General features: G+C 42.4%; 15 protein-coding genes. 13 read left to right on the top strand and 2 right to left on the bottom strand.

The window, feature by feature from the left end:
• Positions 1-152: 152 nt before the first annotated feature.
• Together guaA and OCU56_RS09965 are read left to right on the top strand one after the other, a co-directional pair.
• Positions 153-1,730, top strand: coding sequence for a glutamine-hydrolyzing GMP synthase (gene guaA, locus OCU56_RS09970; RefSeq protein ID WP_261873082.1), 1,578 nt, complete (start codon positions 153-155; stop codon positions 1,728-1,730).
• 144 nt (positions 1,731-1,874) lie between these two features.
• Entirely contained in the window at positions 1,875-2,396 is a 522-nt protein-coding gene (locus OCU56_RS09965; protein WP_261873081.1) for a DUF2058 domain-containing protein, read from the top strand.
• Between the two features lie 115 nt (positions 2,397-2,511).
• Here OCU56_RS09965 and OCU56_RS09960 read toward each other — a convergent pair whose 3' ends face one another.
• Positions 2,512-3,459, bottom strand: a complete 948-nt coding sequence (locus tag OCU56_RS09960; RefSeq protein WP_261872596.1) for an IS30 family transposase — start codon at positions 3,457-3,459, stop codon at positions 2,512-2,514.
• 399 nt (positions 3,460-3,858) lie between these two features.
• On the opposite strand from OCU56_RS09960, the gene OCU56_RS09955 reads away from it, so the two are divergent.
• From OCU56_RS09955 to focA, 5 genes are all read left to right on the top strand, one after another.
• On the top strand, positions 3,859-5,004 hold the full coding sequence (locus OCU56_RS09955) for an ABC transporter substrate-binding protein (protein ID WP_261873080.1): 1,146 nt from the start codon (positions 3,859-3,861) through the stop codon (positions 5,002-5,004).
• 6 nt (positions 5,005-5,010) lie between these two features.
• Positions 5,011-6,702: an ABC transporter permease gene (locus OCU56_RS09950; protein ID WP_261873079.1), complete on the top strand. Its 1,692-nt coding sequence runs from the start codon at positions 5,011-5,013 to the stop codon at positions 6,700-6,702.
• Positions 6,686-7,333 (top strand): ATP-binding cassette domain-containing protein, encoded by a 648-nt coding sequence (locus OCU56_RS09945; RefSeq protein ID WP_261873078.1) that lies wholly within the window; start codon positions 6,686-6,688, stop codon positions 7,331-7,333. Before OCU56_RS09950 ends, OCU56_RS09945 begins: the two co-directional genes overlap by 17 nt.
• Positions 7,326-7,931: a CDP-alcohol phosphatidyltransferase family protein gene (locus OCU56_RS09940; RefSeq protein WP_261873077.1), complete on the top strand. Its 606-nt coding sequence runs from the start codon at positions 7,326-7,328 to the stop codon at positions 7,929-7,931. Before OCU56_RS09945 ends, OCU56_RS09940 begins: the two co-directional genes overlap by 8 nt.
• A gap of 239 nt (positions 7,932-8,170) precedes the next feature.
• A complete protein-coding gene (gene focA, locus OCU56_RS09935; RefSeq protein WP_261873076.1) occupies positions 8,171-9,646 on the top strand; it encodes a formate transporter FocA in 1,476 nt (491 codons plus the stop codon).
• 62 nt (positions 9,647-9,708) lie between these two features.
• Here focA and OCU56_RS09930 read toward each other — a convergent pair whose 3' ends face one another.
• Positions 9,709-10,638: a LysR family transcriptional regulator gene (locus OCU56_RS09930; protein WP_261873075.1), complete on the bottom strand. Its 930-nt coding sequence runs from the start codon at positions 10,636-10,638 to the stop codon at positions 9,709-9,711.
• A gap of 218 nt (positions 10,639-10,856) precedes the next feature.
• On the opposite strand from OCU56_RS09930, the gene OCU56_RS09925 reads away from it, so the two are divergent.
• The 6 genes from OCU56_RS09925 (at position 10,857) to OCU56_RS09900 (ending at position 16,162) form a co-directional block, all read left to right on the top strand.
• Complete coding sequence (locus OCU56_RS09925; protein WP_261873074.1) at positions 10,857-11,192, top strand: ArsR/SmtB family transcription factor; 336 nt, start codon at positions 10,857-10,859, stop codon at positions 11,190-11,192.
• 107 nt (positions 11,193-11,299) lie between these two features.
• Complete coding sequence (arsB, locus tag OCU56_RS09920) at positions 11,300-12,358, top strand: ACR3 family arsenite efflux transporter (protein ID WP_261874806.1); 1,059 nt, start codon at positions 11,300-11,302, stop codon at positions 12,356-12,358.
• A gap of 362 nt (positions 12,359-12,720) precedes the next feature.
• A complete protein-coding gene (locus tag OCU56_RS09915) occupies positions 12,721-13,194 on the top strand; it encodes a hypothetical protein (RefSeq protein WP_261873073.1) in 474 nt (157 codons plus the stop codon).
• Between the two features lie 26 nt (positions 13,195-13,220).
• A complete protein-coding gene (locus OCU56_RS09910) occupies positions 13,221-14,147 on the top strand; it encodes a tripartite tricarboxylate transporter substrate binding protein (protein ID WP_261873072.1) in 927 nt (308 codons plus the stop codon).
• Positions 14,148-14,215: 68 nt separating this feature from the next.
• Positions 14,216-14,662 carry a tripartite tricarboxylate transporter TctB family protein gene (locus tag OCU56_RS09905; RefSeq protein ID WP_261873071.1) on the top strand — a complete coding sequence of 149 codons (447 nt, stop codon included), beginning with the start codon at positions 14,216-14,218 and terminating at the stop codon, positions 14,660-14,662.
• 9 nt (positions 14,663-14,671) lie between these two features.
• Positions 14,672-16,162, top strand: a complete 1,491-nt coding sequence (locus tag OCU56_RS09900) for a tripartite tricarboxylate transporter permease (RefSeq protein WP_261873070.1) — start codon at positions 14,672-14,674, stop codon at positions 16,160-16,162.
• Positions 16,163-16,347 lie beyond the last annotated feature (185 nt).

Here is a 16,347-nt window from a genome sequence, read left to right as displayed (position 1 = left end):
CGATTAGTATTAGGTAAACGGTGCGCCTTCTCTTATATAACGAGCAATTTGCTTAGCCAAATCTAATCTAGGTATATCTAGATTAGAATAAAATTTATTTAAAGTTGTGGAGGTGTCTACCTCCATCCATCTAATACTATTGAGATTTCTAAATGACTAAGAATATCCACGACCAACGTATTTTGATCCTTGATTTTGGTTCTCAGTACACTCAACTGGTTGCGCGCCGTGTACGTGAAATTGGTGTTTACTGTGAGCTTTGGAGCTGGGATGTAGAAGAAGCGGATATCCGTGAATTTAATCCAGACGGCATCATTCTTTCTGGTGGCCCAGAAAGTGTTACAGAACTTAACTCTCCTCGTGCACCTCAATATGTGTTTGATTCTGGTGTTCCTGTGCTGGGCGTTTGTTACGGCATGCAAACAATGGCGGAGCAACTTGGTGGTAAAGTTGCCGGTTCCGATGAGCGCGAATTTGGTTACGCACAAGTTAAAGTGGTTAAAGAGTCTGCTCTATTTAACGGCATTGAAGATGCCATTGCTGAAGACGGCAATGCTCTTTTAGATGTTTGGATGAGCCACGGTGACAAAGTCGTAGAAATCCCATCTGACTTTACTAAGATTGCTGAAACAGATACTTGTCCGTTTGCTGCTATGGCAAATGAAGAGAAAAAATACTACGGCGTTCAATTCCACCCAGAAGTGACTCATACTCGCCAAGGTGCGCGTATGCTTGAAAACTTCGTGATGAACGTATGTGGTTGTGAAAAGCTATGGACTTCGCAATCTATCATTGATGACGCAATTGCTCGCATTAAAGAGCAAGTGGGTGATGACGAAGTGATCCTTGGCCTGTCCGGCGGTGTAGATTCTTCTGTTGTTGCTATGCTAGTACACCGTGCCATCGGCGACAAACTCACTTGTGTGTTTGTTGATAACGGTCTTCTTCGTCTCAACGAAGGCGAGCAAGTGATGGATATGTTTGGTGATCATTTTGGTCTCAACATCATCAAGATTGAAGCAGAAGAGCGTTTCCTTAAAGCTCTGGAAGGTCAATCTGATCCTGAGCAAAAACGTAAGACGATTGGTCACGTATTTGTGGATGTATTTGATGAAGAGTCTAAGAAGCTTAAAAATGCTAAATGGTTGGCACAAGGGACTATTTACCCTGACGTTATCGAATCAGCCGCTTCTAAAACAGGTAAAGCACATGTGATTAAGTCTCACCATAACGTAGGCGGTTTGCCAGACGATATGGAAATGGGCTTAGTTGAACCATTGCGTGAACTGTTTAAAGATGAAGTCCGTAAGATTGGTCTAGAGCTTGGTCTGCCATACAACATGCTTTACCGCCACCCGTTCCCAGGGCCAGGTCTAGGTGTTCGCGTGCTTGGTGAAATCAAAAAAGAGTACTGTGACTTACTACGTCGCGCCGATGCTATCTTTATTGAAGAACTGCACAATGCCGATCTTTACCATAAAGTCTCTCAAGCATTTACTGTGTTCTTACCAGTACGCTCTGTTGGCGTAATGGGCGATGGTCGTAAATACGACTGGGTTGTATCCCTACGCGCAGTAGAAACCATCGACTTTATGACCGCTCATTGGGCACACCTTCCATACGACTTCCTTGGTAAGGTATCTAACCGTATCATCAACGAAGTAGAAGGCATTTCTCGCGTTGTTTACGATATTTCAGGTAAGCCACCTGCGACTATCGAGTGGGAATAAGCAACACATTAGCTTAAAGCAATGACAATAAACCCGTGAGTATGACTTGCGGGTTTTTTTATGTGACTCAAAAATTAGGAAAAATAGTGTTAAGCGTGCGAAAATAACCGTAATGAGATTAATTGAACAATAGAAGTATTAGAAATGGCAAAACTGACCCTTCAAGAACAAATGCTAAAAGCGGGCTTGGTGAACGAGAAGAAGCTCAAGAAAGCAAAAAAAGGCGCAAAGAAGTCCCGAGTACAAGCTCGTGAAGCGAAAGCCGCAGCAGAAGAAAACCGCATTGCTCAGCAAGAGCGCGATAAAAAAATTAACCAAGAGCGTGAGCAGCAGCGTCTTGCTAAAGAACTTAAAGCTCAAGTAAAACAGTTAATTGAAATGAATCGCATTGATATTAGTAAAGGTGAGATCAAGTATAACTTCACCGATGGGACGCTAGTTAAATCACTGTATGTGGAAGAGTTGAATCGTAGCCAATTAATCAAAGGCATTTTAAGTATCGCACGTTACGGCGAAAGCTACGCTGTGATCCCAACGATTGTGGCAGAGAAGATAGCTACCCGTGTGCCGGAAGCGATTGTTGAAACCATTAAAACGGAAGACGATACACCAGACGAAGATGACCCATATAAAGACTTTGTCGTTCCTGACGATCTTATGTGGTAATTCTGGTTTAGTGTCATTTATTTTAGGGTAGCTTTGGCTGCCCTTTTTTATGCTCGATTAAAAGTACTTATTAGCTAGGCCCGAATTCAACTCCGAAGTGCGACATTCTTAATATTCAAGTAGCCTCCATCATTTCTCTAAAAATGACAGCAGGTTGCTTGAACCCTAAACACTTTTTTGGACGATAATTAATTCGTTGTTGCGCCCTTTCAATATCATCATCACTAACCGTTCTTAGATCTGTTCCTTTCTTTACGTACTGTCTCAACAGGCCGTTAGCATTTTCATTCGCTCCTCGTTCACAAGAGCTGTAAGGGTGTGCGAAGTACACGTCGGTTTCTAATGCCCGTGCTATTTCTTCATGACCTGCAAACTCACGACCATTATCTGCGGTAATAGTATGAACGAACGCTTTATAAGGCATCAGCATTGCTATGGTTGCGTTAGTCACGTCTTTTGCTGACTTAGAGGGCACTTTCTGTGTCAGATAAAAACGCGTTTGACGCTCTAAGAGAGTGACAATTGCCCCCGTTCCATGCTTGCCTAAGACCGTATCAATTTCCCAGTCACCAAAGCGTTCACGACTATCAACAATGTCAGGCCTTTCATCTATTGAAACTGCGTTTTTGATTGCAGGTGCTTTCTCTGTCTTGCCCCGTCGATACCGCTTATGGCCTTGGCGCAAGTGCTTAAATAGCTTTCCACCTTGTCGCTTATTACGAGCGACGAATCGGTAAATCCACTCATGGCTCACTTTAGCCCCTGCGCGGGTTAAGACATTAGATATTTGCTCTGGACTCCAATCGATAGACAACAGAACCTCAATAAAATCTATACGCGATTGAGGTACTTGATACTTACGGGCTTGCCGTCGTTTTTCTATTGATTGATGATGTGCTTTGTCTGGCCGATATTGTTCTTTCTTGCTACATCGTTTCAGCTCTCGATAAACGGTTGAGCGATGGCATTTAACTGTCTTAGCAATTTCAGATATTGAAATTCCCCGTTCCAAAAGGGCAGAAATTTGATATCTTCTTCCCTCGGTCAACTGCTGATAATTCATAGTAGTTCTGCTTGTTTCTTTGGCGAGAAGAGCGTACCACTTTCGGCAGTTGGCTTCTTCTTCTATGCCTTTCCATGAATGTCGCAGTTATTATCTGAAATCGGGGGTAAGCCAAATTAAAACGATTCACAGAAATAGCACAGTAAAAAATAAGAGGGCAATTCATTAAGAATATTTGTTCATTATTACAAAAGCTATAAATTTAATTGAAAGTAATTACCTTAATGTCAGGTCTTTATAAAATACCTATTTAGCTTTGCTATTTACAGCCCCTTGAGGTTAGGATGTAAAAAAGCTTACCTTAAGCCATGGTGGCATATTAAAATAACCTATCGCCTGCCAGATTTATATAATTCACCCTTTTATAGGCAAAAGCCAAGGATAGTAACGGAAGTCTCTATGAAAAAATTATTAACGGCAGCCCTAACATTGTGCACAACGTTTGCAGTGAATGGCGCTACTCTTGATTGGGAACAAATAGAAAAAAAGGCCCAAGGGCAAACGGTCTATTTTCACGCATGGGGTGGTAGCCAAGAAATTAATCGCTATATTCAATGGGCTAATAAACAGTTACAGCAACAATATTCGGTGACATTAAAACATGTCAAAGTATCGGATATAGCAGAAAGTACCCCACGATTAATAGCAGAAAAAGCGGTAGGTAAAAGTGAAGGTGGCAGTATTGATCTGGTTTGGATTAATGGTGAAAACTTTAAGTCAATGAAAGAGAAAGAGCTGTTATTTGGCCCTTTTACTGAGTCGTTACCTAGTTGGCAGTATGTTGATAAGTCACTTCCTGTCACTGTTGATTTTTCAGAGCCAACGGAAGGGCTTGAAGCCCCGTGGGGAGTGGGGCAGTTAGTCTTTATTTATGATGAAGAGCGTTTAACGCTACCGCCAGCATCATTTGCCGATTTGTTAAGTTATGCCAAAGTGCACCCGAACCGCCTGACTTATCCTAAACCTCCAGAGTTTCATGGCAGTAGCTTCTTAAAAGCGTTGCTGATTGAACTTTCAGATAATGATCCCGCATTGGCTCAACCGGTAACTGAGGATGCCTTTTCTCGTTTAAGCCCTTTATTATGGGGCTATCTTGATACCTTCCATAGTGTTGCATGGCGTAGCGGTAAGCAGTTTCCTGCAGGTTCAGCGGAGACGATTCGCTTGTTGGATGATGGGCAGCTTGATTTAGCGATTACCTTTAATCCTAATGCTGTGTATTCGGCACAGGCTGCGGGGAATTTGGAATACACAACCAAACCTTACGCAATGGATAGCGGCGCACTTTCTAATATTCACTTTTTGGCTATTCCTTGGAACTCTTCAGTAAAAGAAGGGGCGCTGGTGGCGATTAACTTTTTACTTAGCCCAGAAGCTCAATCCCATAAAGGGGATCTTAATGTATGGGGCGATCCTTCAGTACTGCAACAAAAGTATTTAAAGGGCACAGCTCAAGCTTCTGAGCAGTTTAAGTCTATTGCTGAACCTCACCCAAGCTGGCAGGTGAAAATTGAGCAAGAGTGGCTGAAACGTTATGGGCAATAAGCGCTGATGCTACGATTTTTCTACGGACTGGTGGTGCTATTATGCATAGTACCCACAGTCCCTGGAATATTAGGCGTGGTGTCATCCTCCCTAAGTTATGTTCCACCGCTGGGGATGATGACTCCGTCACTGCACGGTTTTGAGCAAGTATTTAATTGGCATGGCGTGTGGCGTTCCATCGCTTTAACCTTCTTTTCAGCGATGGCCAGTAGCTACTTAGCGTGCTTGATTTCTTTTGCTATTGTGCAAGCGTGTTGGAATACATCGTGGTGGAAGAAAATTGAGTGGTCCTTGTCGCCATTGTTATCGGTGCCACACGTGGCGTTTGCTATTGGCTTTGCTTTTTTATTTGACCCTACAGGGCTTGGGGTGCGTTTATTTCATGCTGTATTTGGCTATGATCTTAACCAAGCTTCGGCACATCAATTGGCCTTCCTCATTCATGACCCTAATGCTCTGGGGTTGATTGTCATGTTGGCAATAAAAGAAGTGCCGTTTTTATTGTTGATGAGTATCCCGATATTAAGACAACTTAATATCGATAAAACGCAAAAAATCTCAGCCTCTATGGGCTACAGTCGTGCTCATGGATGGTGGAAATGTATTTTTACGCCATGGTTGATTAAGCTTCGTTTTCCTATGTTGGCTGTATTAGCGTATAGCTTATCTGTGGTGGATGTGGCTCTTATTGTTGGTCCGACGAATCCTCCCACCTTCGCTGTATTAGTATGGCAATGGTTTAATGAGCCGGATCTTTCTTTACTTCCTCGGGCATCAGCCGGTGCGATTGTGCTGTTTGTGATCGCCGGCTTCATTATTTTATTCGCTAGGGTTATAGAGTGGTTATTGACTAAAAAAATAACCTCTTGGCAGGTTGCGGGCAGACGAGGATGTGCGTTACCGGGCAAAAGTGTGTTTAGTGCAATGCTATTGCTGACAGCGGTGATGCTACCCTTAATGTTATTATGGAGTATTGCGCAACGTTGGCGCTTTCCTCAGCTTATCCCAAGTCGTTACTCGCTACAGTTTTGGCAATATGAGTGGTCATCGATTGTCTCAACGATAGAACAAAGCCTCAGTTTAGCGTTAGTCTCTGCCAGCATTGCTGTTGTATTAGCTTTAATTGCCCATGAATATCGTATTCGTTATCGCTGGCAAGTGCCAGGATACATCATTGCCATCCCTATGCTGATCCCACAATTGTCTATTTTATTTGGTCTGCAAGTTACGACGTTATTTATCGGTGGTAACGCACATTGGTTGTGGGTGTGCTGGGCACATATGTTCTTTGCATTTCCATTTGTTTATTTGGCGATGGATGGACCATGGCGAAGCTATAACGAAGCACTCAGTCGAGTGGCGCTCAGTTTAGGTAAAACGCCATTAAGGGTATTTATTAAAGTGAAGGGAGTGCAACTTTTCCCCGCTATTTTATTTGCTTGGGCGGTGGGGATCAGTGTGAGTTTATCCCAGTATTTACCCACATTAATATTAGGGGCAGGGCGGATCTCTACCTTGACCACCGAAGCCGTTGCATTATCCAGTGGCTTTGACCGCCGAGTGACGGCTATTTATGCCCTATGGCAAGCGTTACTTCCTTTGGTCTTTTTCTTTATCGCCATATTAGGTAGCCGAGTGCAAACACGGCGTCGTCGTATAAATTATAAGAGGTTGCAGTCTGATGAGTCTGTGTCTTAAAAATCTCACTGTGAGTAAATGTGATGGAACAATGCTATTTGATGAGTTGAATATAGCGATTCATCCTGGTGAAGTGGTCTCACTAATGGGACCCAGTGGTTGTGGTAAATCAACATTATTAGATGTGATCGCAGGCCATTTATCGGCAGAGTTTACCTACCAAGGTCAGGTTGAGTTAAATGAACGTGCTTTGCATACCATTCCGGCTCATGAGCGCCGTGTTGGCATTTTATTTCAAGATGATCTTTTGTTTCCGCATCTTTGTGTTTGGCAAAATCTGGCTTTTGCTCTGCCTAATACAATTAAAGGTAAACATAGGAAAGCGCAAGCCATACAAGCTTTACAAGAAATATCATTAAGCCAACTGGCACAGGCTTATCCAGAACAATTATCTGGCGGTCAAAGAGCACGCATTAGTTTAACTCGAATGTTGCTGGCGCAACCAGAAGTCGCTTTACTGGATGAGCCATTTAGTAAATTAGATAGGCAACTTCGCAGTCAGTTTCGTGATTGGGTATTTGAACAACTGCAAGTTGCTAACATTCCTGCGTTAATGGTGACGCATGATGAGCAAGATATCCCAAATAATAGCCGGGTATTGAATTGGCCATGGGAGCGCGGTGATGCTTGATAGTTTTAGTATTAAGGTGATTCGTTGGCCTCTAGCTCAAGGGGCTAAGGTTTTGGAACGCTTAGGGGTTACAGCAAACCAAACCACATTGTGTGGCTTTCTTTTAGGGTGCGTTGCTTTACCAATGTTACTGCTAGAGCACTACATTGCAGCGCTGATATTTATTGTTCTTAATCGTATTTTTGATGGTTTAGATGGGGCGCTGGCGCGCAGACAAGGAATTACTGATGCCGGGGGGTTTTTGGATATCAGCCTCGACTTCCTATTTTACTCTATGGTGCCATTTGGTTTTGTCTTAGCTAACCCTGAGTTAAATGCGATAGCGGGTGCTTTTCTGATATTTGCCTTTATTGGCACAGGAAGTAGTTTTCTCGCTTTTGCTGTAATGGCAGGAAAGCGGGGCATTGACAACCCAGTGTATAAGCACAAGTCACTTTACTACATGAGTGGTCTCACTGAGGGCACAGAAACCATTAGCTGCTTTATTTTGATGTGTCTATTGCCTAATTACTTTGCTGAAATTGCCTATATATTTGGCGCAATGTGTTGGTTTACAACGGCAACACGAATTTACTCAGGCTTTTATACACTCAAATAACGGCAGTCATTTTTTCTTATACTACTATTCAACCTCTTGCTTATAATTGATGTGGGTGAGGGGGTTCAATGCAACGCGATTCCTATCATCAGCTTTCCTCACGATCACCTTCAAAACTACTAGATATTTTTTCTTTAAATCTTCTCGTAATCTAAATGGGCTTTCAACAGAGAGCATTCGATTACAGCGGATGGCTTACTTACTTTAAGTCAGTGTCATCCAAGATAAAGGAGGAAAATATGCCATTAAAACGCCCAAGTCCTGAATTGGTTGATATTAGTTCGTCAAAAGCGAAGCTAACGTTGACTATGCAAGCTGCAGACTATGGGCATCAAAAAGTACTTAAATCATTTAAACAGTCTTTTGGTTTAGCTGTGTTTGCTGGAGCGTTTATCGCCTTAGCATTCGTCTTCTATATCACTGTGACGACTGGGACTCATAACAACGGGTGGGGAATGACTCGCTTTGTTGGTGGTCTTGCCTTCAGCCTAGGCTTAATGCTGGTTGTTGTGTGTGGCGGTGAGTTATTCACCAGTACGGTATTGAGCTCTGTTGCTTGGGCTCAAAAAAGGGTGACGACAAAACAGTTGTTAGTATGTTGGGGGCGTGTGTATGCCGGGAATTTTATCGGTGCCATGTTAACCCTTGCTTTCATTATGATGGCCAAGATGCACATTCTTGATCACGGCAACTGGGGGCTGAATGCTCTGAGTATTTCAGCTCATAAGCTTGAGCACTCTTGGTGGCAGGCATTCTCATTAGGTGTGATGTGTAACCTATTGGTTTGCCTGGGTATTTGGATGAGCTTCAGTAGTAAAGAGAGTGCCAGCAAAGCCTTTCTTGTGCTGCTACCTGTCGCCATGTTTGTTAGCTCAGGCTTTGAGCACAGTATTGCCAATATGTTTATGGTTCCTTTAGGGATCGCCATTAAGGCAACGGCTGATACTCATATGCTTAGCGCAGCTACGGACGCAGGTATTCATCTACACCTACTCAATATAAAACAATTTATCACTGCGAATTTAATTCCGGTGACGTTAGGGAACATTTTTGGTGGTGCTGTGTTGGTTGGTCTTGCTTATTGGAGCATAGAACCTAAACAAAGCTCGACGACATCCATTTACCCTATAAAAAATTCAGATATTAATTTTTCATCTTTAGATTCATTGGAGCATGCCATGTTAGAACAAATGAAGCGTTTACGAGTTGCGGATCTTGCATCAGACGATCAAATCACTTTCTCTGAGGAGTTAAACTGCAAATCAGCACTTAAGTTATTGATTGATAACAATCAAGCTGGAGCGGCTGTACTCAGCGATGATCATCAGGTTCAAGGCTTTATCTCACAGCAAGATCTTTTACGTGCTATGTGGGGTCAAGACTTTGACATGGATGCAGTAGTGTCAGTGAAAGATTACATGCAAACTCCGGTTTGTACCTTGTCTCCAGAGCAAAGTATTTTAGCGGCATTAGAGCCGATGATTGTAGATCAAGAGACGCTGTATCCAGTGAATCAAGGTGGTTTCTTCATGGGGGGGCAAGCGTTGTCATTTAGCGAGCGTTTAGCAAAAGCGGCCAGCAAGATGCCAAGTGCTTATCCTGTTGTATTTAATGGTAAATATGTAGGTCTTTTAAATCGCGATGCGATTGCACAGTTTGTTGCTAATTTTAATCAGCCACAAACTCAGGAAAAGAAAGATCTGTCTGTTGCTTAGTTATAAGTAACAGCCGACAGGGCAGGTGACGCCCTATTAAAAAACACAACTAAGTTTTTAGGTCACGCAGGGATCCCATCCTTGCGTGGCTTGAAAGATTGTCCCTTGGTTAATCGTCGTGCTTCAGATAGCATGCACTCTCGTAGTGGAGACTCACCACTATCATTTCGCCAAATAAACGAGATCTCTCGTTGCATGTTAAGTTGTGGAGTAGGCAATACCACAAGCTTATTACTTTCCAGCTCTGGCAATACATCCAGATAAGGCACACAGCCTAAGTAGCTACCATTGGTAACTAGAGCCTTGATGACACGAATACTTTCATACTCTTTCCACACCTTGATATTGTCAATCAGCCCATGAATAGCCCCATCAAATATACGACGTGTACCAGCCCCAGGTTCGCGTAATACCCATTTTGCTTGTTCAAGTTGCGCAAGGGTGACTTGTTTATATTGAGAGAAAGGGTGATTAGGTGAGGCGATAACCACCAGATCATCATCTAACCAGTGTTCCTGTTGTAGACGGCCATCGGTATTTTTACCTTCAATTATCCCCAAGTCACAATCGTAATTTAGAAGTGCTTCAATGACATTCTCAGTGTTTTCAATGGTCATGTTTATGCGCATTTCAGGGAAATCGTTATCAATTTTACTGATGAGTGAAGGTACTAAATGTTTGGCGGCTGTTTGGCTAGAGCACAAGCTCAATGTGCCACTGATTAGGTGCTGGGCGTGAAGACCTAATTCTATTTGCTGCCCTTCTTGCAATAAACGCTTAGCTCTAGGTCTTAACCAATGTCCCCAATGACTTAGCACTAGTCGGTTACCTTGGCGGTTAAATAAAGGGCGGTCTAATACGGACTCTAATTGAGAGAGAGACATGCTTACAGCGGATTGCGTCATAGAGAGCTTTTTAGCTGCAATACTGACACTTTCATAGCTTGCAACCGCATCGAATACAGCTATTTGTTTCAATGAAAACTTAAACATGCAACCTCCATAAATGAAAACTTAGTATCAATTTTTCTGATGATCATATTTTGCTCTATTTATGAGTTCAGTTCAATAAATATCCATCATTGAACTGTGAACAAATGCTACAGGTTACTGATGCTATTCAATGGGTTATGAAATGGCGCTCGTATCTTGCATAAATTAGGGTATAAGCGTACACTTATCGTTATTCTACGATTATCGAAATATAATTAATGACAGACTGTCAAAGCCGAACATGTAACATGGCGAGTATTTCTCTAGAAGACGTGAAATACGAGCAAGAACTCGCCGCACAAGCCAAAGCGATAGCCCATCCCGCGCGTGTCAGGATCTTAAAAGTGTTACTTGACTTAGAGACTCAGGGAGGGTGTTTGAATGGGGACTTAGTCGGGCAGTTAGGTTTAGCGCAATCTACCGTTTCTGAGCATTTGAGAATATTACGAGAAGCAGGCTTGATTCGAAGTGAACCTAAACCGCCTAAAGTTTGTTATCGCATAGAAATGCAAGGGATAAAAAGACTGCAACAGCTCTTTAATCACCTTTTTTAGAGGTTATACCCGTATCAATATATGCCTTGAACATGAATGTATTAACACTTAATTAATCGTCTTTCGACGAATTGCGATTTAAGTGCGTAACTTGAGAGTAAATGATGATGACAACAGTACAGAATCCACACCCTAAACTGGGCTTTCTAGATAGATTTTTGACTCTATGGATATTTTTAGCCATGGCCTTAGGGGTCGCTATTGGTGTTTTGTTTCCCGAAGTAGCGCAGATGAATGAGGCAATGTCAGTAGGTAGCACCAATGTATTACTTGCCATAGGCTTGATTTTAATGATGTATCCACCCTTAGCTAAAGTGGACTACAGCTTGCTTGGTAAAGTGATGCAAGACAAGAAAGCGATTAAGCTTTCCTTAATCATGAATTGGATTGTAGGTCCAATTTTAATGTTTGTATTAGCTGTAACGTTTCTTGGTGATCACCCAGGATACATGGTAGGTATCATTCTTATTGGACTGGCTCGTTGTATCGCAATGGTGCTTGTTTGGAATGACATTGGCGGTGGTAATAAAGAATATGGCGCCGCTTTAGTGGCGTTAAATAGCGCCTTTCAAATTGTGACTTACAGCTTTATGGCATGGCTATTTATTAGTGTACTTCCTCCGATATTTGGCTATACAGGAATGGTGGTCGACATTTCTATGGGGGAGATCGCACAAAGTGTATTTATCTATCTAGGTATTCCATTTTTGGCTGGGTTTGTAGGGCGAAAGCTGTTGATCTCTATAAAAGGCGAACAATGGTATAACCAAGTGTATATTCCGCGCATCTCGCCTATAACACTGATCGCTTTACTGGCCACCATAGTGTTGATGTTTAGCCTTAAAGGGGAAGTCATTGTTGAGTTACCTATGGATGTTATACGTATTGCGATACCGTTAACTATCTACTTTGTGTGCATGTTTTTTGCCAGCTTTTACATAGGAAAACGCTTGGGAATTCCTTATGACAAAAACGCATCTATTGCTTATACCGCGACAGGGAATAATTTTGAATTAGCGATTGCTGTTTCTATTGCTGTATTTGGTATTAACTCAGATCAGGCCTTTGCTGGGGTTATAGGGCCATTAATTGAGGTTCCTGTGTTGATTGCTTTAGTCCATGTAGCTCTGAAAATGAAAGCAAAATACGTAATTAAGACCGCTTAAAATATAGGGCAAAACCCCTTTCTCATCGGTTTATCCTATCTCCTCTGTGAATTGTGATGGATGCATTGATCATTTTAGATGGATGTATCTATCACTTTTTAAATAAAATGATTAATAAGACATTTTATTTTGTTAACCGGCGCAATTAATCCATTGTAAGTCACACTTTTACTCTCTTACTCGCTGTGACTTGCATCATATAAAAATTCACATATCTGCTTAAAATTCCGATCCATTACATTATTTAACATCTTGGGTAGTGATCTGTATTCCATTTGCCCCTTCTTGATATGCAACTAGTTCAGGTCATACAATATAGTTAGTTCATGCAGTAACGGACTGTCTATTACAGAGGTTGGACAATGAAAAGCCATGCAGAAATAGCCCAAGATGCTATTGAACTTGTAAAACCGGCAATTGAACGATTATTTGAAAGAACCAATCGCCAAGAGTTACATATTGTGGTGATGGACCCACGAGTGAAGCCATGGGAGTCTTCATTTTCAGAAGCGATTTTGCTTGAAAGCTCTTTAGGAAACCCACAGCAATGGACTATTCCTTTTGATGAGTTTGCTCGAAAAAAAGCGAAGCAGGCATGGCGCAGTTCACAAGCTAACATCACCAATCAAACAATGCACACAGCATCACTAACGGAAGACGATCTACTTTTCTATGGCTCTTTTGTCTATGGGGACGTAGTGGTGGCTTGCAGTGGTGTTGAGCAATGGTACGACATGCTAATTAGCAGTTGGATTGCCTTGGCAATAGAACAACTGTGCATGGCCGAATATCAAACCAATAAAATCAATAACCCTACACAAACGATAAGAAACTAATAAAAACTGAAATAAAAGGAATTCACATGAGTAAACTTCTTAAATCTCTTCTTGTTGCCGCAGGCATCATGGTCTCGGCAACATCAATTGCTGCGGATTACCCAAGTAAAAACATCCGTTTAGTCGTCCCTTTTGGTGCCGGTGGTGGTACTGATGCTGTAGGTCGTACTTTGGCGAATTCAGCAAAAGATATTCTGGGACAGAACATAGCCGTCATGAATCGCACGGGTGGCGCAGGTGCTGTTGGTATGAGTTTTGGCGCTCAGCAACGTGCCGATGGTTACACGCTAACGGTCGTCACTCGTGAGATTGCATCTTTACCACAAATGGGGTTGATGCAACACGATGCGAGTGACTTTAAATTAATCCGTATGGTTAACCTTGATCCAGCCGTAGTTCTGGTATCCGCTGATAGCCCATATAACACCATTAATGATCTCATCGCTGAAGCGAAGAAAGGGGAGGGTGTAGTGAAGTTTGCCTCTACTGCAGCCCCAAATTTTTACTTAATGGCTCTTGAAAAAGATCAAGGCATTAAGCTGAATGCCATCCCATACAATGGTGCATCTGAAGCGATTCCTGCAGTACTTGGTAAACACACTGACGTCACTATGGTTACACCAGGAGAAGCCATTGCTCAGCTACGTTCTGGTCAATTAAAAGCGCTAGGTGTTATGTCTGAAGAGCGTATTGCGTTTTTACCTGAAGTCCCAACGCTAAAAGAGCAAGGGGTTGATGTGGTAACGGGAACTTGGCGTGGTATTGGTGCTCCGAAGAATACCCCAGATGCCGTTATCGAAACGTTAGGTAAAGCGTTTGATGAAGCTATGGCCTCTGCTGAATTTAAAGAGTTCATGCAAAAAGGTGCCATGACGATTCACAACCTGAATGCACAAGAGTTCACTCACTTTGTTGAGCAAGACACTAAAAATCTTGGTGTACTAATCAACTAATCTTTAATAAGGGAGTTCGCATGTCGAGCTCCCTTTTTCTTTGAAGTTCAGCTTTAAAGGGTAGCATTATGATTAATAGAAATATTGTATTCCCATCCCTGATCATTGCCCTTAGCGCCGTTATTTTGGTTCTTATAGGACAGTTTGCCGAGCCTCGCTTTAGTGATGCGAGTGTGGATGCCAAGTTTTTTCCTACCGCCATTGCTATTGCGCAAATTTTGCTTTGTATCGCTTTGTTAGTGCAGCACAAAATTAAATCCATAGACAAAGAACAGCAGCCAGCTATTTTCACTAAAATGGCCGTATTTGGCATTGCTTTCTTAATGGGTTATGCGCTGTTGATCCACCTCATTGGCTACCTACTGGCAAGTTTGTTGGCGTTTACGATTTATTTATTGCTGTTTAAGGTAAAGAAGCCACTTTTTTATCTAGTGGCTTGGGTGTTTGTATTCGGCGTTTATTATTTGTTTGGGGAGGTGTTTTATATCGCCCTTCCTGAAGGTTTATTTTATTAAGGAGGCGGTATGATAGAGCATTTATTAAATGGCTTACTGACCGCATTCAGTCCTGCTGTTTTACCTATTCTGATCTTTGGTGTCGTAGGGGGTATCGTACTGGGAGCACTGCCTGGTTTAACGGCCACTATGGGGGTGGCGATCCTTTTACCATTTACTTTTGGTATGGAACCAACAGCCGCGTTGGTTATGTTAATTGGTGTTTATATTGGTGGCATTTACGGAGGGTCGATAGCGGCCATTTTGTTAAAGACTCCGGGGACTCCCGCTTCGGCGGCAACGGTTCTTGATGGTCATACGCTGGCCGCAAAAGGGCAAGCGGCAAGGGCACTGAGTATTTCCGCTATTGCTTCATTTGTCGGTGGGCTTATTAGTACCATGGTATTGATTGCCATCGCACCGTTATTAGCCAACTTTGCTTTACGCTTTAATGCTCCTGAATATTTTGCGCTGGCTCTGTTTGGCTTGACCATCATTGCCAGTGTATCAGCACAAAACATTTTAAAAGGTTTGCTGGCCGGTACTATAGGTTTGCTTGTTTCTACGGTCGGTTTAGATCCCATTAGTAGTGTGCCACGCTTCACTTTTGGGGTGATGGATCTTTATAGCGGTATTAATGTCATTCCTGTTTTAATTGGTTTATTTGCCTTGTCGGAAGCCATTAATCAAATTGAAAAAATACTTAAAGAAAAGCAAGCAAAGGTGGCTAAGTTTGATCACAAGTTGCTGAGCAAAAAAGATTTAAAAGAGATGATGCCCACCGCGATTAAGAGTGGCCTAATGGGAACAACAATAGGCTCTGTTCCTGGGGCTGGGGCGGATATATCTGCATTTGTGTGTTACAACGAAGCTAAGCGTTCTTCAAAGAATCCTGACGAGTTTGGTAAAGGTTCGGTGCGTGGCTTAGCTGCAGCTGAAGCTGGCAACAATGGAGTAACGGGCGGCTCATTAGTGCCTCTATTAACTTTAGGGGTTCCTGGGGATGCGGTGGCTGCAGTACTATTGGGGGCTTTGATCGTACAAGGCTTAACACCAGGACCATTGCTGTTTGCGCAAAATCCTGAAGTGGTATACGGCGTCTTTAGTTCTATGCTGGTGGCGAACATAGTTATGTTGATTGTGGGTTTAGTGGGGATTCGCTTTTTCTGCCGCATTATCGAAGTGCCTAAGCTGTTAATGATCCCTATCATTATTTTCTTGTCGGTAGTAGGGGCTTATGCGATCAATAACTCGATGTTTGATGTAGGTATTGCCATTAGCTTTGGGATTTTAGGCTTTGTATTAAGCAAGTTAGACATCCCATCATCGCCTATATTGTTAGCGATTATCTTAGGACCTATGGCGGAAACTAACCTACGTAAAGCTTTGCTTATGTATGACAATTCATGGTCGTTTTTGTATGAAAGGCCGATTGCATTGGCCTTTATATTGCTCGCTGTATTCTCTGTTTACTCGACGATGAAGCTAAAAAAGAACAAACAAAAGGAAGCGCCAATCTAGCGTGAACCCTTATATAAACTAAAGCCAGCACTTGTTGCTGGCTTTGTTCTTTCTAAAAATGGAATGTATAATACAGGTTCACATGAGTTCAAATATTGCGAACCGTGACCGTGTTCATATTTTGTATTATCATATTAGTGCACCATTCCCTCGTTAGTTGAAGAGATGTTTTCTCTATCAACCCC

Source organism: Vibrio rarus, assembly GCF_024347075.1.
Taxonomy (GTDB): Bacteria; Pseudomonadota; Gammaproteobacteria; order Enterobacterales; family Vibrionaceae; genus Vibrio; species Vibrio rarus.
Note: the sequence above shows the minus strand (reverse complement) of the source record. Positions and strands in the feature narration are given on the sequence as shown.